This is a genomic window from Bradyrhizobium sp. Cp5.3 (assembly GCF_000426265.1).
Classification (GTDB): domain Bacteria; phylum Pseudomonadota; class Alphaproteobacteria; order Rhizobiales; family Xanthobacteraceae; genus Bradyrhizobium; species Bradyrhizobium neotropicale.
The window spans coordinates 47,717-73,164 of sequence record NZ_AUFA01000012.1 but is presented as its reverse complement, the minus strand read 5'-3'; the positions used below and the strand labels follow the sequence as shown (position 1 = coordinate 73,164).

Here is a 25,448-nt window from a genome sequence, read left to right as displayed (position 1 = left end):
TGGCCGCAACGCACATGGAGGCAGACGGGATTCATGATCGGAAGTAGCGTTTCTGTCCGGACGCGATCGTGGATCGTCCTTTACCTGGGTTTACTGACGGCTTCTCCGGCCGCCTACGCGGCTAACTGTCCCGGCCATCCGGACGCGCTCGGCACCTCCCGCACCCTGGTCGTCGATCCGCGCGCGCATCCGCGCATCGGGACCATGCAGTACCGCGAGACGCTGCCCCTGAAGGACCACGAGGTCGTCCTGACCTTCGACGACGGTCCGCTGCCGAAATACTCGAACCAGGTGCTCCAGATCCTGGCCGATGAATGCATCAAGGCGACCTTCTTCATTATCGGCGAACAGGCCAAGGCCAACCCGGAAGGCGTACGCAAGCTGGTGGCGGCCGGCCACACCGTCGGCACGCACAGCATGAACCATCCCCTGACGTTCGACCGGATGCCGATCGACAAGGCCGAGGCGCAGATCAATGGCGGCATCGAGTGGACCTCGGCCGCGATGACCGATCCATCCGCGCTGGCGCCGTTCTTCCGCATTCCCGGCCTGATGCGCGCCGAGGGCGTCGAGAACTACCTGATCTCCCGCGGCATCCAAGTCTGGAGCGCCGACTTTCCGGCCGATGACTGGCGGCATGTGTCATCCGACCGCGTCTACCAGCTCGCGATCCAGCGGCTCGAAGCCAAGGGCAAAGGCATCTTGCTGCTGCACGACATCCAGGCCCGGACCGTCGCGGCGCTGCCAAAGATCATCCGCGACCTGAAGGCGCGCGGCTATCGCATCGTGCATGTGGTGCCTGCGACCGCCGACCGGCCCGCGACACCGACCGAGCCGGTGGAATGGCTGCTGCACCCGCCGTCGGAGGCGGTGCCGATCGCGCGTTGGCCGAGCGTTCCGAATTTCGTGTTCGCGCAGACGCGGACGTTGCCAGCGCCAAACCTCGCCGATCTCAACGCGCTGCCCGCCTATCAATCGCCATTGCCGCACCGGGCGAAAGCGCTGGCGGATGTCGCAGCCACCCTGCCCGTGCCCGACCGCGACCTGTTCGCGATCCCTGAAGGCTCGCTCGAAGTGCTGCTATCGACGACACTGTCGCGGCGCGCGGCGACGCGGATGGCTGCGGCCGAGGCTCCAAGCGGCCACAAGGGCAAGATCGCCGCCTCGTCGCACAAGCGTCAGGCCGCGCATGCCGTACCGGCTGCAAAGCGCGCCAAGGGCACAGCGCCGCGTCCGACGCGCATCGCCAGCCTGAAGAAGCGGCCGCCCCAGCAGCAGTAAACGTCTACTGCCGCACGATGTTGGCGACGCAGAGCAGCACGATCAGCGCCAGGAAGAACAGGTCCATATAGGACTTGAGCTCGCCGTCGCGGCGCAGCCGCGCGACGTCGGTCACGATCTGCTTGCGCGCCGACGTTCCGCCCGAGCTGTCATTGATCGGGGCCTGCAGGCGCTTGGTCTCGGCCTCCAGCTTCTCGATCTTTTGGAAGAAGTAGAACGCGCGCAGCGTCGAGGCCGCCCGCATGGCGGTATAGACCAGCACCAGGATCGCGAGGATCGCCCGGTTCGGATACTTCTCCATGAAATTCAAGCTGAAATAGACCATCGCCAGAAATGCGAAGTTGGTGATGAAGCGGTAGGCGATGCTCAGAAAGGCCATGCTGGCTCCAGCCTCGAGGACGGCGCAACCGGATCGCGCTCTGGAATTTCGGGGAAGTCGGTCCGGAGCCGGAACGGCCGGCCCGAATGCCGCGCGAGCCGATCTACGCCCACTTTGTTGCAACAAAGATAAGATGGCCTGCGCAGATCGGCGTTTTAGCTGCGCTTGGCCATAATGCAAGCGACTGCGGAAAGCCGGCCACTGTTCTGCGCCCCTCCCGCGCCTGGCGACGGCTCAATGGAGATTCGGCGCAAGGCGCGATACACTGGCCCGCCACCGCATGTGGGGTCTGCCGATGCCGAAGAAGGGAATCACGGGCCACGACGAATGGGTCCTCACCGAGGCGCTTGCCACCGCGCTGGTCGCGCTGGAGCAGCTCGCGCCGAAGCACCAGCCCCGCGCGCATATGGACGACATCCGCAAGATGCTGTCGAACGGCAAGGAGCCGGCCGCGGTGAGCCTCCATCTCGCCCAGGCCAAATGCCGGCTGTTTCCCGACCAGGATCCGCTGGAGATCTACCGCGAATACGGGATCGGCGATGAGTATGGCTGAGCCCTCGGGCGCGCCCACTTGGGGCCCGGCTTAGGTGCGCTCGCAGCGCGGCCGCATTTTCTGCGATTTCAATGGCTTGCGGAAATGGGCAAAGCGTTTAGGTGGATTTCGCCTTGCGGTACTTCCCCGCTCAGCGTAGCCTTCAACTGCACGTAGTTCATTCGAAAGCAATCTATCGGGTTCGGCCTAGCGGGAGAGAGCGATGGCGGATGTCCCATGGCACCTTTCCGGTGACTATTTCGAAAATTGCAGTTGCAGCATCGTGTGTCCCTGCCTCGTGTCGGCGGCTCCCCCATTGACCGCGCGACCGACCGAGGGGTTTTGCAACGTACCGCTAATCTTCCACGTCGAAAGCGGCCGCTATGGCGATGTCGTACTCGACGGACTCAATGTCCTGGTTGTTCTCCACGCACCCGGGGTCATGGCAGACGGGGATTGGTCGGTGGCCGCCTATATTGATCAGCGCGCCGACGATGAGCAGACCGAGGCTCTAGCTGCGATCTTCACCGGCGCCGCCGGCGGTCCGATGGCCGCGTTCACGCCGTTGATCAGCAAGAACCTGGGGGTACGCAAGGCCCCGATCACATTCCGCATCGACGGCAAGACGCGGTCCGCGGAAATCCCGGGTATTCTGCACATGTCCGTCGATCCATTGCCGACCATGCATCCGAGCGGGGAAATGTGGGCGAACATCGGCCATCCGGTCAGCCCCGACAATATGGTCATGGCCGTCGGCGCCGCCGGCAATACGTTCAGCGATCATGGCATGCGCTGGGACAATTCCGGCAAGAACGGCCTGTATGCGCCGATCCGCTGGTCGAACCAGGCGTGATGTAGCTCCTGAGCCGGCCTTGCGAGGAGGCCGGCAACACTTATCGCAAATGACCGATGGCCCCCTGGAAACCGTGGTGCGGCGCGATCGCTGGATCGTCGGCGGCGTGATGGGGATCATTGTCGCGTTGGCGTGGGCCTATGTGCTCTGGCTCGCCAGGGACATGGAGATGGGCGGCATGGACATGACCGGGTTCCGCATGATCCCGGCCGGGATCGGAATCATGCTGCCGGCGGGCGAGCCATGGCGAGCGATCGAATTCGCGTATGTGTTGCTGATGTGGGCGGTGATGATGATCGGAATGATGGCCCCCTCGGCAGCGCCCATGATCCTCATGTACGCCCGCGTCGGTCGACAGGGCAAAGCACAGGGCAAGCCATTCGCTGCGACCGGCTGGTTCGCGGCCGGTTATCTCCTCGCCTGGGGTGGCTTTTCGCTGGCAGCAACCCTACTCCAATGGGTGATCGAGCGGGCAGCGCTGCTGGATTCCCGGATGACGGTTGCCAGCAATCTGCTTGGCGGCATCGTGCTGATCGCGGCGGGAGTCTATCAATGGACACCGCTCAAGGATGTCTGTCTCGCCCAATGCCAGTCGCCATTTCTGTTCCTGATGCGCAACGGCGGCTTTCGCAACGACCTGCGAGGCTGCCTGCTGCTGGGGCTCCGGCACGGAGGCTATTGCGTCGGCTGCTGCTGGGTCTTGATGGCGCTCTTGTTCGTCGGCGGGGTGATGAACGTGCTTTGGATTGCACTTTTGGCGCTGCTCGTCCTGCTGGAGAAACTTACGCCGGCCGGACGATGGATCGCGCGCGCGGCCGGCATTGCATGTGTGGCGGCGGGCGCTTGGCTGGTGTCCTTGCCGCAGTGATGAGCAAGCTTGAGACCATCGTCGAGCCCCCCTCCTCTCTAAACCTTGAGGACAGCGTTGTCGGCGGTGCTGATCTTGATGTCGGCGTAGCGGCACGTGCCCTTGCGGCGCTGAAACGGCGTGATCGCCAGCAGCCAGACGTGCGAGATGCTTTTCGCCGGGCCGCCGATATGGACGGAGTAATCGGCAGCAATGTCGCGTTCGAACGCTTGCCAGGTCCCGAGTTCCGCTTTGCCAGAGCGGACGACCATATGGGTCTCGATCGGCTTCCAGTTGGCCAGCGGGCAGCGGAACACCATGCCTTGGGGCAAGTGCTCGCTCCAGATGTAGGTCAGATCCTGCCCATCTTCGAACTTCACCCCAATTGAAAGATAGTCATGGGTCGGGGCTTGATCCTCGGCGGCCGCAGAGGGCAGTTGGTCGATTTTCCAGCGCCATCCGAGGCGCGGACCGGACGCCAACGATATCGACAACGGCCGCTCGATGATACTGGCGCTACCCGCGCTGTCGCAGGTGATTTCGCCGTTCTCGTCCCGGTTGAAGACCTCTTGTCCACCGCCGAACCCCAGCAGGTTCGACCATCCCGCCGGAAGCTTGCGACCACGTTCGAGGCGCGCGAGTTCGGAAGCGAGGAGATCGCCGACATCGCCATGCGCGAGCAAACTCTTGATGCCGACGCGGGCATTGCCGCGCCACAGCAACGCTATGCCGGTGATCCTGACGTCCGCCTTCTTGTAGATCTCCGGCGGCGTCTGCAATACGCCGTCCTCCGAGGCCCACTCCGCCGCCGAGCGCGCGACTTCGATCGGACCATCGTGGGAGGCCGTCATCGTCCCGGTATTCAACATCGGGATGTACATCGGCCGGAGCCCGCGCGTGCGCGCGTGGAAGATCAGGCCGGGATTGAACCAGAGGTCATGTTCGCGCGAAAGCCACATGCGGCCGGTCAGCAGGAATGTCACCTGCTGCCCCTGAGCCGCATCAAGACCGAGATCGGTCCAGGGAAGATCACCCGCGTTGATATCGAAAACCCGATAAGCGGCGAGTTCGGGCGACTTCGCCTGGACGATGACGTCCTTGATCCCGCTCATCAGATCAGTCGGGGCAGGACCGCTCTGCTCCGCGGCGCAAACCGCCCGCAATGCCGGAGCGGTAAATGGCAGCACCAGACCCAGAGCGCATGCGCGCGCCAACGCATCACGCCGGGAGAGGCCGGCCGTCGACGGTGAGCGAAAACAACTGAAACACATGCGCTTCCTCCCCTGATCCAAATCGATGCCGGCATCTCGCGGTGCTTCGTCCATCTTGGTTCGAAAGGCCGTCGCAAATGCCGATTGCTGCGGGCCGCTGAAGGGACCTCGGTCCAGCATTGAGGATGTGAGGATGGGCCCGCTGACCGCTTCGTGAAGCTGAAAACCTCCCGCGTGAAACCGGGAAAATTTCACGAAGCTGCCATGCGGCAGGATGCGGCGCCCTCCCGCGCTCCGGTTCTGTCTCTAAAATGATGCGATGACGCTTGCTGCCCGCCCCGGACTCCCGCGATCTCGATCGCGATCGGCAGCGCCCTTTCTGCACAGCGGTTCTCAACGTGCCAGCAACCGTTGGCCGCGGTCTACGTCCGCACCTTAACTGAAATCACACCATGGCACTCCAGCGAGGCTACTTCCGCGCAGATCGATTCAATTTGAAGCAATCCCTTAGCGGGATCGCGAGCTGTCTCTGCCAGCCTCTCATTCGGAATCTGATGGGGGACAGGCATGACGAGATCCTGCATAACGGGGCGGATCGCCACCACACGGCTTCGCGCTTGGACATTTGTCGCGGCGGCCGTGGCCGCCGTCTTCGCGCTGGATGCTCTTCCGGCTCACGCCTTCCTTGCCCGTCCGGCGCTGTTCGCCGCGATCGGCGAGGCAACGAAGGCGCCCGGCGGATGGCTGCAGCTCTGTGCCGCAAATGCCGACGAATGCAAGCCCTTGGCCGATCAGGCGCGCGATGTGACTCTCACGCCGGGTCTGCTCCAGCAACTGTACGAGATCAACAAATACGTCAATGATCGCGTAACGTGGACCAGCGATTCCGAGCTCTACGGAAAAGCTGAGCGTTGGGCCTATCCGCTCGACCGCGGTGATTGCGAGGACATGGTCCTGCTCAAGCGCCGACTGCTCGCGAAGGCGGGTTGGCCGCAGGGCGCGTTGCTGATCACGATCGTCGAGGCGCGCGGCCAGGATAGGGCGCGTCATGCGGTCCTGACCGTCAGATCCGACCGTGGCGAAATGATCCTCGACAACCAGACGCCGGAAATCCTGTTCTGGTACGAAACGACCTATCGGTATCTGTCGCGACAGAGCGCGGCGGATCCCAACGTCTGGGTTTCCTTCAACGCCGAGCAGGCAAAACCGGCCATTGAGCTCACGCCATCGCCCTTGCCTCCCCCCTTGGGAATCAGGCCCTAGCCCTTCTCGGGACGCCGAAGCCGCGGCCCCTGGCGTGCACGAAGTTCCTCTTCGTACTTCAGCTTCTCCAGCAACATGTCAGTTACAAGACGTCGCAGTTGCGCGTTTTCGACTTCGAGGCGCTTGATGGTCTCTTCTGTGCTGGCCTCGCGCGGCCCGCTCAAGCCGCTGCTGATCTCGTTGCCTGCACCGTCCATCACCGGCTCGGGAGATTTGAGCATCTTCTTCCAGCGATGGTAGGTCATGATACTCACGCCGAGCGCTTTTGATATCTCGCGCTGGGTCTTGCCTTTGGCCGCGAGTTGATCCGCCTGAGCCAGCTTGTCCGATATTTCCCGCGAATCATGTCTCCTGCCGACCATCTCACCCTCTCCGGCCAAAGTCCCCGCTTCACCTTGGTAAGGCGGGTTTAGTTAACCTTTTCAATCCATTAATGAAAAGTCGGGTTGCGTTCATTGCGATAGGCTTGGCGCGGATTGTCCCCACAGTAAAGCCTTTTGCGCCACCATCGCATTGCCGATGGTTAATTTGCGCTCGCCCGATGCCCCCCGCCCGGAGTTGCCGTGCCTGTGCTAGCACACACCGGCGTCGTCCCAAAATTCCCTCCAGACTCAGGCCAGCCTCGTCCCCTGAAGCCTGCATCGCAAATTCGATCGCGAATTTAAAGGAAAAATCGGAGCTGCCACGGATAGCCCGGCACGCCGCGTGCCCTTCATGGAGCAGCGGAGAACTCGCGGCGAGGATAGCGTCTGCTATCCTACGATGCTACCAATCAATGAAACAACTTCAACGCTCAATAGTAGCCGTTTTGGCCATAGACGGCGTCGAGCGTCTCATGTCGTCCGAATTCCTTGAGGTCGACCTTGTTGAGGACCACTCCAAGCAACCGCTCGTAGATCTCGGGAGCTCCGAGGAGCTGTTGTCGCACGGTGTTCTTGCGCGATCGTCCCCACTCGATCACCTGAACATATGAATCGACCATGCTTGCCGTCCCCCGCACCTCTGCAACGGGACCGAGTGGCGGCAGATCGATGATGATATAGTCATACGTCTCACGCAGCCGCTCGATCATCACCTTCAGGGCCTCCGAACCGAGAAGCTCGCTGCCGTGGGTATCACGGGACTCGATGATCGTCGGAAGGAAGGCGAGCCCGCGCGCGGTGCGAACCGCATCTTGCAGCTCGACCTTTCCGGCGAGAACCTCGAGCAGGCCATTCGTGGCATCCGGGGCCATCGCCCGGCTTATCGTCGGATTGCGAAGATCGCCGTCGATCAGAATGACGTTCTTGCCGACATGCGCGACCAGCTCGGCAAAATTGCTCGCGATCGTCGATTTGCCTTCGTCCGGAAGCGTCGAAATCACGCCGATGACCCTGCTCCTCTGAGCGGCCGTACTGACGTCGACGGCGACCTTGATCGAGCGAAACGCGGAGGCGAACACCGATGACGGATCGAGAACCGCCCTGCCGAACATCGCATGTGCTTCAGCGGACGATGCGACGTCTCGCCCAGCGTTTCGTCGCCATGGCATGACCAGGCGCGATCGCGGCGGAGCGTCCAAGAGCGGCACGACGGCGAGACATCTGACCTGAAGGGTTTCCTGGACTTGCCGCGTGCTGCGGAACACCGGATCGAGCGCTTCGCGCAGGCCAGCGATCGCAAGGCTAAGGGCGAGGCCCAGCACCGTGGCGAGACCCAGCACGATGGATGTGCGCGGACTGCTCTTCTGCTTGGGCGCGGTCGCCGGGCTGATGACGCGAGATTCGGTGATCGGAAACGATTGCTGCTGGATCGCTTCCATATAGCGCTGGAGGAAATTGTCATAGATCGTATGAATCGCTTGAGCGTTGCTCTCGAGCTCGCGCAAGCCGATGCGCTCACGGTTGGTGATCCGCGCATCCGAGACCATGTCCGCGAGCTTGTTCTTGAGCGACTGTTCCCGCGCGGTGGCGATCTCATAGTCGCTCCTGGTGCTTTCCGCGATGCGGCGCAGCTCATCGGTGACGGACTGGCGGATCTGCTCCATCTGGGCCCGCACATTGATCGCGGCCTGGTGGTCACTCCCATAACGTTGCGAGAGGAGGCCTTCACGCGCAGCCAGGTCGAGATACTGATTGCGGAGCCGAATGACGATTTCGCTTCGCAGCGAATCCACCACGGACGCATCGGGTATCCCCATCTTGAGGACGTCCTGGATGCGATCGAGCCGCGCCTTCGCCTCGGTGCTCGCCGCGCGCGCGGTACTCAGTTGGCTCGAAATCTCCGTCAGTTGTTGCTCTTCGAGCGATCGCGTGCTGGTGCTGGCGCTGCCGGCAGCGGAAGCAACGGCGATGTCGACGATCTTGTTTTTTTCCTTGTAGTCGAGCACGGCGCGATCGACAGCGGAGACCTGCTCGCGCAGTTCTGTAATCCTGTCCTGGAGCCATTTGCTGGCCCGCCGTGTGGCCTGGTACTTCGATTCCAACTGGTCGACGATGTAGGCCTCGGCGATCCCGTTGGCGATTTCGGCGGCGCGATCGGGGCGCAGCGAGGTAAAGGCAATGTCGAGCACGTAGGTGCGGCCAACACGGCTGATGGCGCGTTGACTCAACAATGCGTCCAGAGCCTGGGACTGCCGGCTGTCCGCACCTTGCATCGAATTGCCAGTCCCCCAAAACCGCGCGCTGGCGCCGGCGAACTCCGCGTCCTCCGTCAGGTGCATTTCCTTGACGACGGACAGCCCAAGACCTTCGGATTTCAACACTTCGACCTGGGTTTCGACCTGAGTGGTGTCGAGCGGCGTGTCGGCGAACGACACCTGCTGCTGTTGCAGGACCCGCAATTTGCTGGAGTCGATCTGCATCATCGCATGCGCGGTGTAGCGCGCCGGTGTCGTCAGCAGATAGACCAGGCCAAGACCGATCGAACAGGCGGTGACGATCAGAAAGACAAGGTATTGACGCCGGATAAAGCCCCAGACTTGCTCGACCAGATCGGACAGTGAGATCGTGCCGCCGCGATCATCGCGGTCGGTCTGATCGACTGCCTTGGCTGGTGCGACCGTTCGAATATCCATACTTGTCCGCCGAGGATCCGCGCCTCGGCACGTCCCCCCTGTCCAAATCCTCAACGTTCCGGCCGCGTCACCACGAGCGTCTTGGGTCACCGGACGCTCCGCCAAAGCCGATCGTCAAGTCCCTATGCAGAAGACGTATCGTTCCCTGCTGCGACGAAATAAAACAGACAATGGCGGCGTCATCTGCTTGTCACAGAGGTCAAAGGCATATGCGATCGGTTCTGCCGCCCCGTCGCTCGCCGTTACGTTCACCGGTGGCGGGTCGACCCGCGCCTTCCGAGCCACCCTGCGCTCTCATCGCAGATTGGCGCCGGATCGGCATGCTGAAGAACTACCGCTCGATGAGATTGACCTTGTTGCGCCGCTCGGTCGCCAGCAGCACGCCACGGTCGATGACCAGGCCTACGCGCGACGCTCCTATGACATTGTTCTCCACGACAACGTCACGCACGCCCGGAAAGACCGGCGTTACACCGGTGACCTCGATATGAGAGTCGTTCTCCATCCGGTTGCCGCGCACGATCACGGCACGGACAAGAGGTGGTTGCTTCAGCATGCCCGGCGGTCGTACGGCCTGAACTGCGATCAGGGCTTCGCCGGACGCAATCGTGCGATCAGGACCGGCCTGGTACGCGTTGCCCTCGGTAATTCGATTGTTGAGGATCTGGACCTGCCAGCTCGGCTGAAAATGGTGATAGATCAAGGCGCGCGCGAAAAAACCTCCGGTCCTCGTGGCGACGTTGTCGGCAAGCACGTGATTCAAGCCGGTGCCGTAGAATTGCGCGGCAACACCGACGTCTTCGAACGTGTTGTCGACGATCAGATAGTTCTGATGCATCTGGACCACGGTGACGACCGACGTCGCATCGAGTTCGACCGCCAGCTTGCGGTCGAGCGCAACCGACATCGGATTATCGTTGCCGGCCGGATCGAACCGGGCGACGCGCGCGAATTGACCGGCTCCCCGCCCGTCCGCGACCATGACGACGGCCCCCGCCCAGGTCGTCGCGATCACGCGCTCGTTCGCCGGCCCTGGCAGCGATAGCCGGTCCGGTGTGACGCTCAAGGCGGGGCCGAAATAGAAGCCGCCGCCTCCGTCACTCGACACCGCTTCACGATCCCAGCCGTATATCGCCTTGAAAACGTTGTTGGCGAAGAACACATTTTCCGAACCGGTGACATCGGGCGCAAGAGTATTGATCGATCCACCGGTGCCTTGAAGATCCGCTGCCGTGACGGTGTTATTTTCGAATATGATGCGATTTGCGCCAGTGAACGAGTACCATCCGAACCGACCGTTGTTGAGAACATTCCCGGAAACGACGGTGTTGCTCGCCTTGAGCAAATGGAGCGATCGGCCCGATCCAACGACATCGCAATCGGTCACTGTCAACTTGTCGCCGCTCAGACGGATCGTATCCAGAAACTGACCATATCGCTGGTCGATCTTCAGCATCCGCTGATAGGTCTGCTCAGGAGACATGTGGCCGCGAAAGTCCGAGGCGCGAATGCGCACGCGACGGACGGCGATTTCGGAGGCGCTCGGGATCGGCACACCGTTCAGAAAGCCGCCAACCACGACATGACCATGCCTGGAGGCGTAGATTGTCAGATCTTCGATGGCGAAGTGCGACGTACCGGCGATCAGCGCTTCCGGTGGATCCTCCACGTCCGACCAGACCAGATTGACGAGATCTGTACGCTCGCCCTTGAGGGTCACATTCGGTGGGATCATGAGCGGGCCCGTAATCAAATACCGCCCTCGCGGAAAGTAGACGATGCCGCCGCCGCTCTGCTGGGCCGCACTGATCGCCGCTTTGACCGACCGCGACGCGTTTATGATGCCGTCGCCGAATGCACCATATTCGCGGACGTTGAAACTTGTACGCGTCTCCGCGACGGCAGGAACGACGTGAATGCGTTCTGCATCGACGAAATCATCTTCGGTGCCGTCGCCGTTCGAGAGCCGCAAACGGTAGTCACCTGGCGCGACCGTGTCCGGCAGACGAAAACTGCCGTGCCAGAGGTTCCCTCCGCCGGGGGTCAACGTGATCGGCGGGCCCGCTCCTTCTGGAAGCAGAACGAGTTTCGCCCGATCCGGCCGCCGCACGATATTGCGTCCGAAGACGCGCACCGCTCCGCCCGGCGACACCGTGTCGCCGAGGCTCGCCTGCACCCAATAGATGGTCGGCCTGTTGAGGCTGGCAGAGACCTCGCCTTGCGGATAAGTCAACGTGAAGCGGTAAATTCCCGGAGCAAATTCCTTTGGAACGACAAACTTCATGGATTGCGCGTCCTGCTGGATCAACTCCACGGATCGCGCGGCGGCTGCCTGCCCTGACGCACCGTCTGGAACCCGGCTGACGCTGATCGCTGTGACTGCATCAAGTTGTGAGCCGGTGACGATAACTGACTCATCTGGACCAACGGGATCGCTGTACCAGAACATCTGCGGCTGCGCGGCTGCGCCCGCGACCGTGAGCACCATCAGTGCGAGTGCAATGCAGACCGATCGAAACATGCAATTGCGCCCCCGGTACCGGCTTGCGACGTCCGTGACGACGCGCTCAAAATGACCCGCCGAGTTCTATTTCCGGGCAACAGCGAGCATCGATTTGGCCAGTGGAGGAATTCGTCCGACACGATGGAACTGGATGTCGCGGAGACCAGCTTCTTCGAGAAGCAAGCGAAGAGTCTTGTACGACCAGAACTTGATATGCCCGTGATCCCATAGGGCCGTAAAATGGTGGTCGAGTCTGCCCGTAACGGCCATCGTCAGGTTTTTCCAATATCCGTGATACGGCGTGCTGATGATCGCGGTACCGCCCGGCTTGAGCAGACTGTGAACGGTGGCAGCGTACTTGCGCGGATTGTAGAGGTGCTCGACGACTTCGAGGCTGACGACGAAGTCGAACTGCCCGTATTTTCCGGAGATGGGCTCGTAGGCCGAGCCGCGGTCGATCTGAAGATGCGGATATTTTTCGCGTGCGTACCGGATGCCGGACTCAGAGGGATCGACGCCGACGACCGAATGACCGCGGCGGTGCAACAACTCGGTGACCGCTCCGTTGCCGCATCCGAGATCCATGACGCGGGTTCCCTTCCCACTGCCGCGCTCTTCGAGGACGGCAAGCAGGCACGGCAACAGAATGTCGTGCGATCCGTTCAGCTCCGCATCGTCAAAGGTATATCCAGAGATCGATTCGAGCTGTTCCATACGCGTCTCCTAGCCGTTGCACGGCCACGCAGTCACTCAGCAGAACGATCGGCGAGGATCGCCTGCGGTACGCTCAATAGACGTAGCCAGGGACGTCGCCGCGAAATCATAGCATCTCAGCAGGTCTTATACAGTCCCTTCACGTAAGTTATGTTATTGAAGAAACATTCTTCCGCGTTTCTCGAGCAAGAGCATAACCGATCAGGAGACTATCGTTGCGTGTCCCGTCGCGCTCTCTCACGACCGTCGGCACAGGACGCGGGTCAATACCGCCAAGATAACCATCTCGACGAAAGTCAGCCCAATCACGGCGCCCAGCGAGCCGCGGACGAGAATGGGCGCCGAGGCCATGAAAATGAACGCGCGCAGATCCAGCCCGTGTACCAGGATCGCTCGCTTGGTCCCGAAAAATGTCAGCAGGAACGATACCATGACCGCACCAATGACAACGCCTATCATGCCGAGGTCGGCGTAGAAGTCGCCCGCCACGAAGCCTGACAAATTGGGCGTTCCTGCCGTCCCGAGGTCGGCCAGTACAACTCCCATGTCGCTGGCCAGAACCGTCTCCTTTCCCGGCCAGAGACTGCGCGGCACGAAGAACAACATCAGACCCAGCGTCTTCCCCCCCCAAAAAAAGTCCGACAACTCAAGATACCGCACCTCGTACACGAGCATGTCGAGCACATCGAGCCCGGGGATCGTGAGGACGCCGGCGAAGTCGACGGCTTCGATGGCCTCGGCCAGCGAGGCGCCGGACCTGGACGTGAGATTGAGCATCGGCATGAGGACTACGAGGCCGATCAGCACGCCCAAATAGAATGTCTTGATGCCAAGTTTCCCGGAGATCAAAACCAGCGCGATCGGCAGCCAGGCGATCAGGAAATAGAACCGCGCCGTATTGTAGGGATTCTGGGCAACAAAGAGCAACGCAAGCGCGACACAGGTCGAAACGGCGACGACCGCCGGGGCGGCCTTTTGCCGATAAGGCATGTACTTCGCATGGACGGAGATAAGGAGACAGGCCACCATCAGCAGCGCGAGCGCGGAGGCTCCTGCAGTTCCCATCGCGCCGTCGTCGGACAGTTCCTTGGAGTATCGATCCGCAAGGACGTTCCCGAAGCCGCCCTGACCAACGACGAACACGGCGAAACCAACCACGCTGAGCACAAGCAGCAGTGGCAGCACGTTGTCTTTCAGGCGATACCGCACGGGCTGCGACGCCGGCACCAGCCGCCTGACCAGAGCGCTCGTGACGGTGGCAGTCAGGAGGAACAGGAAGATGATGACGAACGCCGTCGCGATCTCACCGTTGGTGAAGAAGAACCCGCTGACCGGTCCGTCATTCTCGAAATGCCCGAAGCTGAGGGTTTGACACGGAGCGATGACGAAAAACACGAACATCAGCAGCCAAAGCATGTCCTCGACGGTGGTGTAGGCTCCTGCAATTCGCGAGACGTTGTAGCAGCAGATCAGGAAGGACGGAAACGTCAGCGCAACCACGAATTTGTCGGCCGCGAACAGCGCGTTCAAGGCGTAGTAGCCGACGAAGAAGGCCAGTCTCATGAGCATGGCGGAGGCAAAGAGCCGATGCCTTCGCAGGACCGTAGGCCGCTCGGGGAGGCCGCGCAGTCCGGTATTGACTGCGGCAATCACGGTTGCTGTCCCATCGCCGCGGTCTGTGGCCTCGACCTGCCCAGCCGCAGCGCGAGCAGCAGGATGCCAAGCAGCGTCGACAAGATGTCGGCTACGATGAAAGCATATACGCCCGACCTGCTCAGCAAGACGTAGCTGGTCACAACCCCGACCACGTGAAAGATTGTGATGTCCAGAGCAAGACCCTCATAAGCTCCGGTTGCGGCCAGCCCCTGCATCATCATGATCACCGCGGTGACCGTCAGAATGGCGGGCGAAAACGCGCTGAGCAGTGGCGCGACGGCGCTGAACCGGCTCTCCGGAAATTGTGCGGCGACCAGTCCCGCCGCCGCCACCGCCGCCGTGAAGGTCAACCCGGTGGCCGCCACCAGCTTCTGAACGCGAAAAATCGTCCCCAACGGAATTGCGTTATGACCGGACATGGATGCAACCAAGGTGGGGAATTCGACCCGCTGCACGAACGCGATGACCTGAAGCACTCCCGTGACGATCTGCTTGGCGTAGAGAAAAAGCGCAGTCGTCTCGGCGCCGAACCAGGTCGCGCTCATGACCAACTGCGCGCGCCCGTAGAGTTGGGCCGGCAAGTGGACACAGAGCATGGCTCCCCCTTCCCGCGCCGCCCTTCGCAGGCCGCGCAACGTCGTGGTGTGCGCATGCAGCCGCCAGCCGAGTTTGCCGAGCGCAATCCACTGCATCGCAACCATCAGCAAGGATCCGGCCGAAAATGCCGCGCCGAGAGCCGCGCCCGCGGCTTCGGGCGAGGCGTGTCTTGCGACAGCGACCAGAATGAGCGCGGAACTCGCATAAGGGAACGCCGCGCTCATCCCGCTGAGACCGCTGAGCTTGAATCCGTCCAGCAGTCCGGCTGCGTTGCAGGCGACGACCAGCAAGCCGGGCGCAGCAAACAGCGCATAGCTGCTGGAAAATCGGTCCGGAGCGAAGGCAAGCGCATAGATGCCGGCCGCGACGATCAGGGTCATCGCCAGCAACACTCGAAACACGGTCGTGTCCCAAAATGCTCTCGAGAGCTCCTGAACACCCGTCTCGCGAGAGGAAGACGCTGCGTGGCGCGCCAGCGTGGTGTTTGAACCCGCATCGACCACGAGGCTGCCCAGGACGGCAAACAGAAAATGGGTCCCGAAGGCGGCGAGCAAGCGATACTCGCCGGCGGCAATCAACCAGGTCTGAGCGAGAAATACAGCTCCCTGTCCGAAGCCGTATCCGCCGAACAGGAGACCGATATTGGCGGCCGACGACAACCGTGCCTTCACTGGCAATTCCTGTTCCCGCATCCTCATGGAACGATCGACCACAACGGTCGACCGCGCAGGGCCGATCGCCCCTCTTCCACCGCTAAACGGCGCGATCGCAGTATGCGGGCTCAGTTCGGCGCCTTCACCTTGGCACCTTCATTCGTCGCCTTGCCGGCCTGATCCTGCGGCTGCTCGGGGATATCCAGCCGCTCGATTTTCGCTTCCGACCGCAGCTTCTCCATAGCCACGAGCTGAGCTTTCCGAGCGACAACCATTCCGAATTTGTCCCGCACGACGTCAAACTCCAGCGGCTTTCGCGTCTGCTTGTCCTCGACCTTGACAACCTCCCAACCCTGCTCGGTGCGGATTGGAGCTGCCGTGCTTCCGACCTCGGTCGCGAACGCGACCTTCGCGATTTCCGGTTTCATCTGCTGCCGGCCCATGTAGCCCGCCTCCTTGAGCGTGGCGGGCAAAGACGTTCCCGTCATGTCCTCGGCGACCTTGGTGAACTCCTCGCCCTTCTTGATACGGGCGACCGCCTCATTGGCGCGATCCTCTGCGGTCTTGACCACCTTTTCATCGTCGGCAGCATCGACCTTGAACAGCATGGTCCGCATACGGATCTGAGGCTCGGCCGCATCCTTGACCGCCTGATCATATGCCGCGCGAACCGTATCTGCCGTAACAGCGGAACGCGCGACGTCACCCAGCCAGCTTTCCATCAGCGCCTTCTTGCGCAGGAACTCGACGTTGCGCTGCAGGGCGGCCTCGTCGATCTTGAGATCCTTCTTCTGCGCGTCCCTCGACATCAACGCGACGTCGATGAGGTATTGGACGAGGAAGTCGTGACGCGCCTTTTCATCCAATCCCTTCAGGTCATGCACGAACATCTGCTGCGCCAATTCATAGTCGCGGCCGTCGATCACCATGCCGTCAACCCTGGCGACGACCAGGTCGCTGACCTTGGCGCGGACCGTGTCGCTTGACTGTGCGTGGCCTGGTCCGCTCGCGGCCCAAAGGCTCGTAGCGACTGCGAAGCCCACCACCATTCGAGAATACACGCCAGACGATTGCTGGCGGCGACCACGATAGAGAACCATCATACCCTCGATCAGATTTCGAAATGCATCATCGTAGGCTGCGCGGCAACGACGCGAGAACGCGATGCCCCTGCAACTGCAACCGGTCGTGCCGCTCGGCATGACCAGGATGCGTCTGTAATGATTCAAGCCTGACGCTAATATAATGTAGAGAAGAATGATTTGTGACCATCACCCCCATTATGTTATTCATCCATGCATGATGTCGCCGGCGCAACCTGAGAATCGGATGTTGCGACCACGGCACTACGCGAGACCAAGCGCTGCGCGACGCGCAGAAAAACAAGACAAACGCGGCGCTATTTCGCCTTCAAGGTCATCGCGAAATTTCACGGCGGCGCGCCCTGCCAGCGAAAACGATGCGCGGCGCGCACATCATTAAATCATGTTACTCACTTCACAAATGTAACGTTAAATCATAACAAAGCCTGACTAGGGTCCGCCGCGCCCGATACGATGCCCGCTGGGGGAGAAGGTCGGGTGTTTGGAAATTGAACAGGAGTCTCTAATGAGAAACTGGAAAGCGTATTTGCTGGCCACGGCTGCCATCGGCACTTGCGGCCTGGCTGCGCCGGCTGAAGCTCAGCTGGTTTACGCGGGAGGTGCGTCGTTCCCTGCACCGGTGTATCGTTATCTCTTCGACTGCCACTCGGTCCAAGTCGACGGCAATCCCAACGGCCCGACCTGGCCCTATCCCGCCATCGGCACCACTCCCGCTGGCACGTTCCAGCCCGCGTATCCGATCTCTCCGTCCTGCCCGAGCGCGAGCGGCGACTCGAGCGGCCTGTTCATGCAGATCCTCTACGTTCCGGTTGGCTCGGGCGGCGGCAAGCGCGCGCTCATTGCCCATGACGGCTCTTCCAACTCGACCGGCTTCGGTAACGCGCCCGCCGTTGCACTGCCCTACGTCTCCGGCTGGATTCCCGGCTGGACCGACAAGTACGGCTATCCGTCCGTGCAGTTCGTCGGCAGCGACGACGTCTGGAATTCGACCGATGCGGCGAACTACGTTGCTTCGGGCAACCAGGCCAAGTATGGCAACATCATCCAGATGCCGGCTCTGGCTGGCGCTGTCGTGATCGCGTTCAACGGCAATGACGGCAACGGTACGCCGCTCAACATCCAGAACTCGGTTCCCACTGGTGCAACCGCCGACAAGGCCACGTTCGGCTATCCGGGCAACTACTCCGGTCTGAACCTGACCCGCAAGGCGCTGTGCGGCATCTTCACCGGCCACATCACCGCCTGGAACGACCCCGAGCTGAAGAAGTCCAACAACAACGTTGCTCTCGGCAACGGCGCGATCAAGGTCATCCACCGCGCCGACGGCAGCGGCACCAACTTCCTCTTCACCAATGCTCTGTATCGTCAGTGCCAGGGCGTCACCGGTCCGAACAACACGACCGATGCGCTCAGCGCTTCTCCGACCACTCGCTCGTGGGAGTTCCGGTTCAGCGACCGCACAACCGCGGCTTGCCCCGACGCTCTCTATCGCGCGAGCAACCTGACCAACTGGCCGGATAACACCAACGATACCTGCTCGCCGGCGCAGCCGCTCAACAACAACCCGGGCGGCGGCACGTTCGTTGCTGCCAGCACCAATGGCGGCGTCAAGAGCGCGATCGAGAGCACCAACGGTGCGATCGGCTACTCCACCACCGACTTCGCGCAGCCGGTCCTCTCGGTCGGCATGAAGGTCGCCAACGTCCAGTCGCAGTACGACGTGGACAACGCGACGGGCGCGTTCCAGTGGCCCTCGCCGACCCGCATCAAGAACTCGATGGCTGCCGTCAGCCCGATCCTGCCGGACGCCAACGCGATCGCTAACCCGCTGAACTGGAGCTCGCAGTCTCAGGTTCCGAATCCGGCCACGCCGAATTCGTATCCGATCGCTGGCTTCACTTGGCTGGACTTCTATCAGTGCTACAGCCAGACCCGCGACTCGGGCCTCGGTCTCGGCACGTTCCAGAACATGATGAACTACCTGACCTTCCACTACTACGACTCGACCGCCGCTGCGATCCTCAACTCGCAGGGCTTCGCGTCGATCCCGAACGCCTGGCGCGACCCGATCATCCCGCTCATCACGGGCGGCCCCTCGGTCATGGGTAACGCCGGCGATCCGGGCAACACGTTCTGCGCGAGCAAGCAGGGCGCCTGATCTTCCGCTCAAGGCCTCCGTCAAACGAAGCATCTGCACCCGGCTCCGGCCGGGTGCATCTTTTTTGCTCCCCTTTGAGAAATGCGTCGCCTCAATCGGCCAAGATAAGGCCATCCATTCGCCGAGCGAAGCCACTCGATGCCTGCGCGCTCGCAGGCTCGGATTGGCGAATTCCTGACGGGATAGCGCCCTATGACAGGCGGATGGAAATCTCGGCTGCCAGCTCGTGCACGAAAGGAGGGAAAATCATGTTGGCATGGGTCCCGTCGACTTCGACCACTTCGAGCTCCGGAACCTTCGGTTGCCATGTTTCGACGGGATCGACGAGATCGCGTTTCGCCGACTCCCACGACTTGAACAGGACGACGGGAAAATCGACCACGAGCGGCACGTACCGTTCGTAGGCCACGAGCGCGAGGTCCTTGACGACCTTAATCCTCTCGTCGAGCGAGGATTCGTAATAGCGCGTGAATTCGGCATCATAGGTGAACTGACCGATCAGGCGACGGATCAGCGGGCGCACGAGATTGAGCAAGGTCTCCAGGCGCTGCCCCGATGGAGCCTCAAACAGTCCCCACACGCGCAACTGCGAACGCCGGGCCATGTATCGCAACCGCGTCGTCAACGACCAATGCCTTTCCACGACGTTGGTGTCGATGAGGCCGATCAATCCAAGCTTTCGATTGTCCAAGCGCAGAGTCCTCGCCATCTCGATCGCGATCTCACCACCCATCGAGTATCCAACGAGATTGACCGGCTCGGCATGATCCCCGCCGAGATGCTTGAGAAACCAGGCCGCGGTCGCCTCAATGGATTCGAAACGCGGTGTGTCGCCTTCGAAGCCGGGCGGCTGAAATCCCCAAATTTTGCCCGGGAATGATGACGCTCGCGCCAGCGCCACGACTTCAAACAGGGTCCCGCGAACACCGGCAATCAGATAGAGCGGCGGACGATCGTCGCCATCCTTCAGCAGCAGCAACGGCGAAGGCTCGGGCCATCGATCCGTCGCGATGGCTTCCGCGATGGCCTCCGGCGTGCCCAGCCTCAACGCGGTACCGATCGGAATCCTCTTGCCCAGCGACCATTCAATCTCATCCAGCAAGCGAACCACCCGCCTGACGCCGATCCCCATGTGGCGAAGATCTGCATTCGCCTGCTGTCCCTTCGGGCCCGTCGTGCGCTGCCAGATCGCGAGGACCGTTTCCTGGACGGAAAGTGATTGCTCTATCGGCGCAGACCCGACTCGTGCGTTGGGTGTCATTGCGTCGCTCATCATCGCATCCCTTTGCCGGCAAACGGCCCGGCGATCTTCCCGGCTTGCGCGGCCCTGCCGTTTGCCGCGATGCTTCCGGCGAGACCCCGCAAGTGTCGCCAGCGCACCGTGATGGCAGCCCTCCTTGACAGTCTGATGTCCAGCCGTGCGGCCAGCGTCATCCAGCACGATCCTTGATACGGCCACAATCAATTTGGTATCGCCACACATTGATATATCGTATGGATCATATGCGGATGTGAAGCCAGCAATGAAACCATCATTACGCGTTCTTGAGATCATAGCATCGGTCGATCCACGCGGTGGCGGGGCCATCGAGGGCCTGCTGCGCCAGGCGGAGGCCCGGCGCGCGTTCGGAATGGACACGCACATCGTCAGCCTCGACGACCCTGACGACCCCTGGGTCCGCGAATGTCCGGTGCCGACCTTCGCAGTCGGGAGCGGTATGCTGAGCCGTCCATCCGGCCCGTTGAACTGGCTGTGGACCCACTACGGTTACGCGCCCAAATTCGTACCGTGGCTCAGATCGCACGTCAGCGACCATGACATCGTGGTGGTCAACGGACTCTGGAATTATTCAACGCTCGGAGCGCGGCAGGTCCTGCCACGATCCGGCATTCCCTACGTCGTGTTTGCTCATGGCATGCTGGATCCATGGGCTCGGGGGGGCTTGAAGCATGCGATGAAGCAGGCGCTGTGGGCGTTCTCTGAGGGCCCGCTGTTGAAGAATGCGAACGCCGTGCTGTTCACCACCGAAGACGAAATGATCCGCGCCCGCAACACGTTTCGGCCGTATCGCGTCCGCGAGCGAATTGCCGGCTATGGGACTGCGGACATCCAGGGTGATTGCGAGCAGCAGATCAGCGCCTTCCGCAAATCCTTGCCTGCCCTCGGCGACCGGACGTTCCTGCTGTTTCTCGGCCGCATCCACCCCAAGAAAGGCTGCGACCTGCTGGTTACCGCGTTCTCAGGGATCGCTGCCGAGAACCCCGAACTTGATCTCGTCATCGCGGGCCCGGACCAGGTCGGATGGCGGAGCCAGCTCGATGCCCAGGCACGCGCGGCCGGCATCGAACGTCGTATCCATTGGCCCGGCGCGGTGTTCGGCGATGTCAAATGGGGCGCCTTGCGCGCCTGTGATGCTTTCGTTCTGCCATCACATCAGGAGAACTTTGGCGTCGCGGTTGCGGAGACGCTTGCAGCCGGCAAGCCGGTCCTGATCACCGACAAGGTCAACATCTGGCGCGAGGTCACGTCGGATGCCGCCGGACTGGTCTCGACGGATGATGCCGCCGGCGTCAGCGACATGTTGGCGCGCTTCGTGTCGCTGCCTCAGTCAGAGAAGAGCGCGATGGGCCAGGCCGCCCGCGAGTGCTTCTTGCGACGCTTCGAGATCAGTATCCCGGCCAAGCAGCTTGGCCGCGTGCTCTCCGAGATCGCGACGGCCCACAATCGGACACCGGAGATCGCTGCCAGTGCGATCTCATAGCTGAAAGGCTGGCGCGCCTCGGCGCAGCGAATGACATTCTCACCCCGCCGCGGCCTCTTCCAGCCCGCTCACCTCGCGCACCAGCGCTTCGTGCTCGGGCTTGGCGACGATGTAGTTGCCGAGACAAAGCGCGTCGAGACCGGTCCGCACGAAGCAATTCACGGCCTGCTCCGGCGTATCGACGATCGGCTCGTTCTCGTTGAAGCTGGTGTTGAGAACGATCGGGATTCCGGACTGGCGTCCGAACGCCTCGATCAGGTCGAAATACAACGGGTTCGTCTCACGCTCGATGCTCTGGAGCCGACCGGTGCCGTCGACATGGGTGATGCCCGGAAGTTGTTCACGCCATTCGGGACGAACCTTTACCACATGCATCATGAACGGGCTGAAGACGTCCTGTTCGAAATACTTCCCGACCTCGTGCCGCACGATGGTCGGTGCGAACGGGCGGAACAGCTCGCGGCGCTTGATCTTGGCGTTGATGAGATCCTTGATGTCGGCCCGCGTCGGATCGCCGAGGATCGAACGATTGCCCAGGGCGCGCGGCCCCCATTCCGATCGGCCTTGATACCATCCGATCACGAGGCCCGCTCGGATCAGTCGGGCCGCCGCCTCCGGGACTTCGGCGCGTGACACCTGATGAACCGGAAAGCCGGAAGCTTCCGCCGCCCTCCGTATCACGCTGTCCGGATATTCCGGACCCCAATAGGCGTGCTTCATGTAGAAGCGCTCCGACCTGCCCGCGACATTGTGCCAGGCCCACATGGCCGCCCCGATGCACAGGCCGTCGTCCGAAGCTGCCGGCTGAAGATAGACGTTCTCGAACGGGGTATCGCGCAACAGCCGCGCATTCGCCACGCCGTTGAGCGCACATCCGCCAGCGTAGGCGATCTGATTGCTGCGAACCCGATCGTGAAGCTTCTGGAAGCAATCCATCGCGACATCCTCGAACCGCACCTGGCATGAGCGAGCGATGTCGTGCTCCCGTTGCGTCAGCGGTTCGCCGCGCTTGCGCGGGACGCCGAGCTTTTCGATCCATTTGTCGGTGTAGTGCAGACCCATCTCGATCGCGTTGCGTTCATCCATTCCGCCGCTGACACCGCCCGAATGCATTCCGAACCATCCGGGAGCGAGTTGGAACCAGCCGTCGTCGGGCGAGATCACCAGTTCGCGCATGAATTCCGCGTAGGTGTTCTCCCCATACGGGGCGAGACCCATGACCTTGTATTCCTCGCCGAATCCGTCGAAGCCGATGTACTGACAGCAGGCCGTGTAGAAGAACCCGAGGCTGTTCGGCAACGAAACACGATCGAGGACCTCGATGCGGCTGCCCTCGCATCGCGCGGCCATCGCACTCACGAAATCGCCGCTGGCATCGTAGGAGAAGCCGGCCGTAACGCCCTCGAACGGCGAGCAATAATAGGCGCTCGCGATGTGCGCGATATGATGCTCTACGTTGACGACCTTGGCCCGGAGCGCGCCAGGCGCCTCGCCACACGCTTCCGCAACCCGGTCCGCGGTGCCCTTCTCGGCATTGGCGCGGCGCAGATGCTCCATCGCCGCCTGCGCCCCGTGCCAGGGGTTTTGCAGGACGTACAGGGCCTTGCTCAATCGGTTTTGCTGCGTGTCGCGGGGAACCGCGATGAAATCAATGTCCTTGACGCTCACGCCACCGATCGCGAGGACCGACCTTATCGCTTGCTCCGGGAAGGTCGGATCATGCTTGACGCGACGTCCAAAGCGTTCTTCGGCGACAGCCGCAACGACCTTGCCGTCCAGGATCAGCGCAGCCGACGCGTCGGCGTGATTGAAATTCAGCCCCAGGATCGCAGTCATATGCCCACCCGTCTCCTCTAACGCCCGCCGCGGCTTGCTGCGTCGGCGCGTGTGTTACGCGGAACGTCATGCGCGAGCCTCAAGCACGCACCTCACGGTCGCCAGACCCATAACCTGCCTGTTCGGCACGCTTCGCCCCCAGCAACGCCGTCACGGGATACACCACGTCATATTATGTTACGATGACATGAGAACATCGCAATCACATCACGATGCCATTGAGCACCGATCGCTCGCGCCACTGCGCCTCGCAACACCGACAGTCTCGTAAATCGAGGCCTGGCCTGCTTGCAGCAGCGTCGCCGCGGCCTGGAACGACCGCGCAAGTCATGTGGAACTCTGCCCAACTGATGTTGTGATGTCGCCCCGATGTCACAGAGCAATGTTAACTCGACGTTAATCGCATCAAGCTCGCTGGAGCGCCGACAGATGCGGTGAATACTTATGAAAATGATCAGGGATTAGATGGTAATTGCCATGAGATCATTGCGCGTTCTGCTGGCGGATCTGGCATTGGTGTCATTCGCGCTGGTCGCGTCCTCGATCCTCCGCGAGAATCTGGAGTTCTCGAGCGATCATCTCTTGGCACTGATCCCGTATGGCCTCCTGACGATTTCCACAGCCGCAATCGTGCTGCCATTGTCGGGCGTCACCACGGCAGTCTGGCGGTACAGTTCTCCGCAAAACTATCGTGACATCGTTACCGCGGTCGTGGCGATCGTCGCCGGTGCCGCGGTACTGACCTTCATTGCCAACCGGCTCGAAGGGGTGCCGCGCGCGCTGCCCCTGCTCCAGGCGCTCATCACAATCACCCTGATGATCGGGGCACGAATCGCGAGCCGGCTGTGGCATATGCGACGTTCGCCGCGCGATTGGCAGCAGGACGTAATCGTTCCCACCGCCGAATCCGTCCTTCTCGTCGGCCTCAACGAATTGGCTGAACTCTATTTGCACAGCATCACCCGCTATGCCCGCGACCGCGTCCGTGTCGTAGGGCTGCTGGACTCCCAGGCCCGTCGCGGGCTGTCCCTACTGTCGCATCGTGTTCTCGGCACGCCGGAAGACGTTGCCGACGTTGTCCGCACACTCGAAGTGCACGGCGTCGTCATCACCCGGGTCGTGCTTGCGGTTCCCCTTCGCGAGTTGTCGACCCAGGCGCGGGAAGCGCTGTTCGCGCTCGAGGCCTCCAACGCGATTCCGCTCGAATTCCTGGATCAGAAGATCGCATCGGATCGTCCGAGCCGGGAGGTGGCGCACAGCGACAGTGCTTCCGAGACGCGGACGCAGACCTATGCATTCAGTGCAAGGAGCGGCGAGGGTTTGGTAGGCTCGCCCTACCGCACCGTCAAGCGGCTCCTCGATATCGTCTTTGCAGCGTTGCTCCTGGTGATGCTGGCGCCCATCATGGGCCTGGTCGCGCTCGTCGCGATCATGGACGTCGGATTTCCAGTGCTGTTCTGGCAAGAGCGTCCCGGGCTTGGTGCGCAACCGTTCAAGGTGTTCAAGTTCCGCACGATGGCCGCGGCCCATGACGCGCACGGGCGCCGCAGGCTCGAGTCGCAGCGCATTTCCTCGATCGGCAATGTCCTGCGCCGAACGCGGCTCGACGAACTGCCCCAGTTGATCAGCATCCTGATGGGCCGCATGTCGTTCGTGGGGCCGCGACCGCTGCTTCCGATCGATCAGCCGGCGGATTATTCGGCGCGCCTCCTGGTTCGCCCGGGCCTCACAGGCTGGGCTCAGATCAAGGGCGGGCGAGCAATCTCGCCAACCGACAAGGCCGCGCTCGACGTCTGGTACGTCAGGAACATGTCCTTCCTGCTGGATATCAAGATCATTATCGGCACGATCCCGATGATACTGTTCGGCGAGAAAGTCGAGAACGACGCGATCGCACAGGCTTGGCGCGAGCTGGAAAAATCGCAAGCGCTAGCCGAAAAGAATGGGAACGCCGCCGCTTCGGTAGCGCTCGGCGCGAGGCTTCACGTGTCGTGAAGGCGACATGTTGCTCTCATAACGTCACACACACTATGATCTAACTTGCG

19 protein-coding genes are annotated in these 25,448 nt (G+C 61.8%); 8 read left to right on the top strand and 11 right to left on the bottom strand.

The window, feature by feature from the left end; translation table 11 throughout:
- Window positions 1-33 precede the first annotated feature (33 nt).
- Window positions 34-1,281 (top strand): polysaccharide deacetylase family protein, encoded by a 1,248-nt coding sequence (locus tag K289_RS0119325; protein ID WP_027553036.1) that lies wholly within the window; start codon window positions 34-36, stop codon window positions 1,279-1,281.
- A gap of 4 nt (window positions 1,282-1,285) precedes the next feature.
- Here K289_RS0119325 and K289_RS0119320 read toward each other — a convergent pair whose 3' ends face one another.
- Window positions 1,286-1,660, bottom strand: coding sequence for a hypothetical protein (locus K289_RS0119320; RefSeq protein WP_027553035.1), 375 nt, complete (start codon window positions 1,658-1,660; stop codon window positions 1,286-1,288).
- A gap of 295 nt (window positions 1,661-1,955) precedes the next feature.
- Between K289_RS0119320 and K289_RS0119315 the strand changes: the two genes are divergently transcribed.
- From K289_RS0119315 to K289_RS0119305, 3 genes are all read left to right on the top strand, one after another.
- Window positions 1,956-2,213 (top strand): hypothetical protein, encoded by a 258-nt coding sequence (locus K289_RS0119315; RefSeq protein WP_198024739.1) that lies wholly within the window; start codon window positions 1,956-1,958, stop codon window positions 2,211-2,213.
- A gap of 202 nt (window positions 2,214-2,415) precedes the next feature.
- Complete coding sequence (locus K289_RS0119310; RefSeq protein ID WP_027553033.1) at window positions 2,416-3,045, top strand: DUF1326 domain-containing protein; 630 nt, start codon at window positions 2,416-2,418, stop codon at window positions 3,043-3,045.
- A gap of 49 nt (window positions 3,046-3,094) precedes the next feature.
- Window positions 3,095-3,913, top strand: coding sequence for a DUF2182 domain-containing protein (locus K289_RS0119305; RefSeq protein WP_027553032.1), 819 nt, complete (start codon window positions 3,095-3,097; stop codon window positions 3,911-3,913).
- 38 nt (window positions 3,914-3,951) lie between these two features.
- On the opposite strand, the gene K289_RS0119300 is transcribed toward K289_RS0119305, so the two are convergent.
- Complete coding sequence (locus tag K289_RS0119300; protein WP_245283959.1) at window positions 3,952-5,217, bottom strand: DUF3047 domain-containing protein; 1,266 nt, start codon at window positions 5,215-5,217, stop codon at window positions 3,952-3,954.
- A 453-nt stretch (window positions 5,218-5,670) separates the two neighbouring features.
- Here K289_RS0119300 and K289_RS0119295 point away from each other — a divergent pair, with 453 nt between their 5' ends.
- Window positions 5,671-6,366, top strand: a complete 696-nt coding sequence (locus tag K289_RS0119295; protein WP_084788652.1) for a transglutaminase-like cysteine peptidase — start codon at window positions 5,671-5,673, stop codon at window positions 6,364-6,366.
- On the opposite strand, the gene K289_RS0119290 is transcribed toward K289_RS0119295, so the two are convergent.
- The 7 genes from K289_RS0119290 to K289_RS0119260 form a co-directional block, all read right to left on the bottom strand.
- Window positions 6,363-6,746, bottom strand: a complete 384-nt coding sequence (locus tag K289_RS0119290) for a helix-turn-helix domain-containing protein (RefSeq protein WP_027553029.1) — start codon at window positions 6,744-6,746, stop codon at window positions 6,363-6,365. The genes K289_RS0119295 and K289_RS0119290 overlap by 4 nt on opposite strands.
- Before the next feature lie 413 nt (window positions 6,747-7,159).
- Window positions 7,160-9,421, bottom strand: coding sequence for a polysaccharide biosynthesis tyrosine autokinase (locus K289_RS0119285; RefSeq protein WP_027553028.1), 2,262 nt, complete (start codon window positions 9,419-9,421; stop codon window positions 7,160-7,162).
- A gap of 331 nt (window positions 9,422-9,752) precedes the next feature.
- Window positions 9,753-11,942: a glycosyl hydrolase family 28-related protein gene (locus K289_RS0119280; RefSeq protein WP_027553027.1), complete on the bottom strand. Its 2,190-nt coding sequence runs from the start codon at window positions 11,940-11,942 to the stop codon at window positions 9,753-9,755.
- A gap of 66 nt (window positions 11,943-12,008) precedes the next feature.
- Entirely contained in the window at window positions 12,009-12,638 is a 630-nt protein-coding gene (locus K289_RS0119275; protein ID WP_027553026.1) for a bifunctional 2-polyprenyl-6-hydroxyphenol methylase/3-demethylubiquinol 3-O-methyltransferase UbiG, read from the bottom strand.
- A 237-nt stretch (window positions 12,639-12,875) separates the two neighbouring features.
- A complete protein-coding gene (locus tag K289_RS0119270) occupies window positions 12,876-14,291 on the bottom strand; it encodes a hypothetical protein (RefSeq protein ID WP_035685197.1) in 1,416 nt (471 codons plus the stop codon).
- Complete coding sequence (locus K289_RS0119265) at window positions 14,288-15,562, bottom strand: hypothetical protein (RefSeq protein ID WP_156918064.1); 1,275 nt, start codon at window positions 15,560-15,562, stop codon at window positions 14,288-14,290. Before K289_RS0119265 ends, K289_RS0119270 begins: the two co-directional genes overlap by 4 nt.
- Window positions 15,563-15,672: 110 nt before the next feature.
- The gene (locus K289_RS0119260) at window positions 15,673-16,644 is read right to left on the bottom strand and encodes a peptidylprolyl isomerase (RefSeq protein ID WP_198024738.1); all 972 of its coding nucleotides are present in this window, start codon (window positions 16,642-16,644) and stop codon (window positions 15,673-15,675) included.
- Window positions 16,645-17,152: 508 nt separating this feature from the next.
- Here K289_RS0119260 and K289_RS44725 point away from each other — a divergent pair.
- On the top strand, window positions 17,153-18,805 hold the full coding sequence (locus tag K289_RS44725) for a substrate-binding domain-containing protein (RefSeq protein WP_051310679.1): 1,653 nt from the start codon (window positions 17,153-17,155) through the stop codon (window positions 18,803-18,805).
- Window positions 18,806-18,995: 190 nt separating this feature from the next.
- Here the strand turns inward: K289_RS44725 and K289_RS0119250 are convergent, their stop codons facing one another.
- Window positions 18,996-20,360: an alpha/beta fold hydrolase gene (locus K289_RS0119250; RefSeq protein ID WP_198024737.1), complete on the bottom strand. Its 1,365-nt coding sequence runs from the start codon at window positions 20,358-20,360 to the stop codon at window positions 18,996-18,998.
- On the opposite strand from K289_RS0119250, the gene K289_RS44720 reads away from it, so the two are divergent.
- Window positions 20,329-21,567, top strand: coding sequence for a glycosyltransferase (locus K289_RS44720; protein ID WP_051310677.1), 1,239 nt, complete (start codon window positions 20,329-20,331; stop codon window positions 21,565-21,567). The genes K289_RS0119250 and K289_RS44720 overlap by 32 nt on opposite strands.
- 39 nt (window positions 21,568-21,606) lie before the next feature.
- Here the strand turns inward: K289_RS44720 and K289_RS44715 are convergent, their stop codons facing one another.
- Entirely contained in the window at window positions 21,607-23,403 is a 1,797-nt protein-coding gene (locus K289_RS44715; protein ID WP_051310676.1) for a carbamoyltransferase C-terminal domain-containing protein, read from the bottom strand.
- 477 nt (window positions 23,404-23,880) lie between these two features.
- Between K289_RS44715 and K289_RS48230 the strand changes: the two genes are divergently transcribed.
- Entirely contained in the window at window positions 23,881-25,398 is a 1,518-nt protein-coding gene (locus K289_RS48230; RefSeq protein ID WP_198024736.1) for a sugar transferase, read from the top strand.
- The last annotated feature ends 50 nt before the right edge of the window (window positions 25,399-25,448 follow it).

Coding starts and splice junctions, on each gene's coding strand:
- K289_RS44715 (WP_051310676.1), bottom strand. CDS start 23,403: ATGACTGCGATCCTGGGGCTGAATTTCAATCACGCCGACGCGTCGGCT.
- K289_RS0119310 (WP_027553033.1), top strand. CDS start 2,416: ATGGCGGATGTCCCATGGCACCTTTCCGGTGACTATTTCGAAAATTGC.
- K289_RS0119305 (WP_027553032.1), top strand. CDS start 3,095: ATGACCGATGGCCCCCTGGAAACCGTGGTGCGGCGCGATCGCTGGATC.
- K289_RS0119300 (WP_245283959.1), bottom strand. CDS start 5,217: ATGGACGAAGCACCGCGAGATGCCGGCATCGATTTGGATCAGGGGAGG.
- K289_RS0119295 (WP_084788652.1), top strand. CDS start 5,671: ATGACGAGATCCTGCATAACGGGGCGGATCGCCACCACACGGCTTCGC.
- K289_RS44720 (WP_051310677.1), top strand. CDS start 20,329: ATGAAACCATCATTACGCGTTCTTGAGATCATAGCATCGGTCGATCCA.
- K289_RS0119320 (WP_027553035.1), bottom strand. CDS start 1,660: ATGGCCTTTCTGAGCATCGCCTACCGCTTCATCACCAACTTCGCATTT.
- K289_RS0119285 (WP_027553028.1), bottom strand. CDS start 9,421: ATGGATATTCGAACGGTCGCACCAGCCAAGGCAGTCGATCAGACCGAC.
- K289_RS0119260 (WP_198024738.1), bottom strand. CDS start 16,644: ATGGTTCTCTATCGTGGTCGCCGCCAGCAATCGTCTGGCGTGTATTCT.
- K289_RS48230 (WP_198024736.1), top strand. CDS start 23,881: ATGAGATCATTGCGCGTTCTGCTGGCGGATCTGGCATTGGTGTCATTC.
- K289_RS0119250 (WP_198024737.1), bottom strand. CDS start 20,360: ATGATCTCAAGAACGCGTAATGATGGTTTCATTGCTGGCTTCACATCC.
- K289_RS0119315 (WP_198024739.1), top strand. CDS start 1,956: ATGCCGAAGAAGGGAATCACGGGCCACGACGAATGGGTCCTCACCGAG.
- K289_RS0119280 (WP_027553027.1), bottom strand. CDS start 11,942: ATGTTTCGATCGGTCTGCATTGCACTCGCACTGATGGTGCTCACGGTC.
- K289_RS0119325 (WP_027553036.1), top strand. CDS start 34: ATGATCGGAAGTAGCGTTTCTGTCCGGACGCGATCGTGGATCGTCCTT.
- K289_RS0119275 (WP_027553026.1), bottom strand. CDS start 12,638: ATGGAACAGCTCGAATCGATCTCTGGATATACCTTTGACGATGCGGAG.
- K289_RS44725 (WP_051310679.1), top strand. CDS start 17,153: ATGAGAAACTGGAAAGCGTATTTGCTGGCCACGGCTGCCATCGGCACT.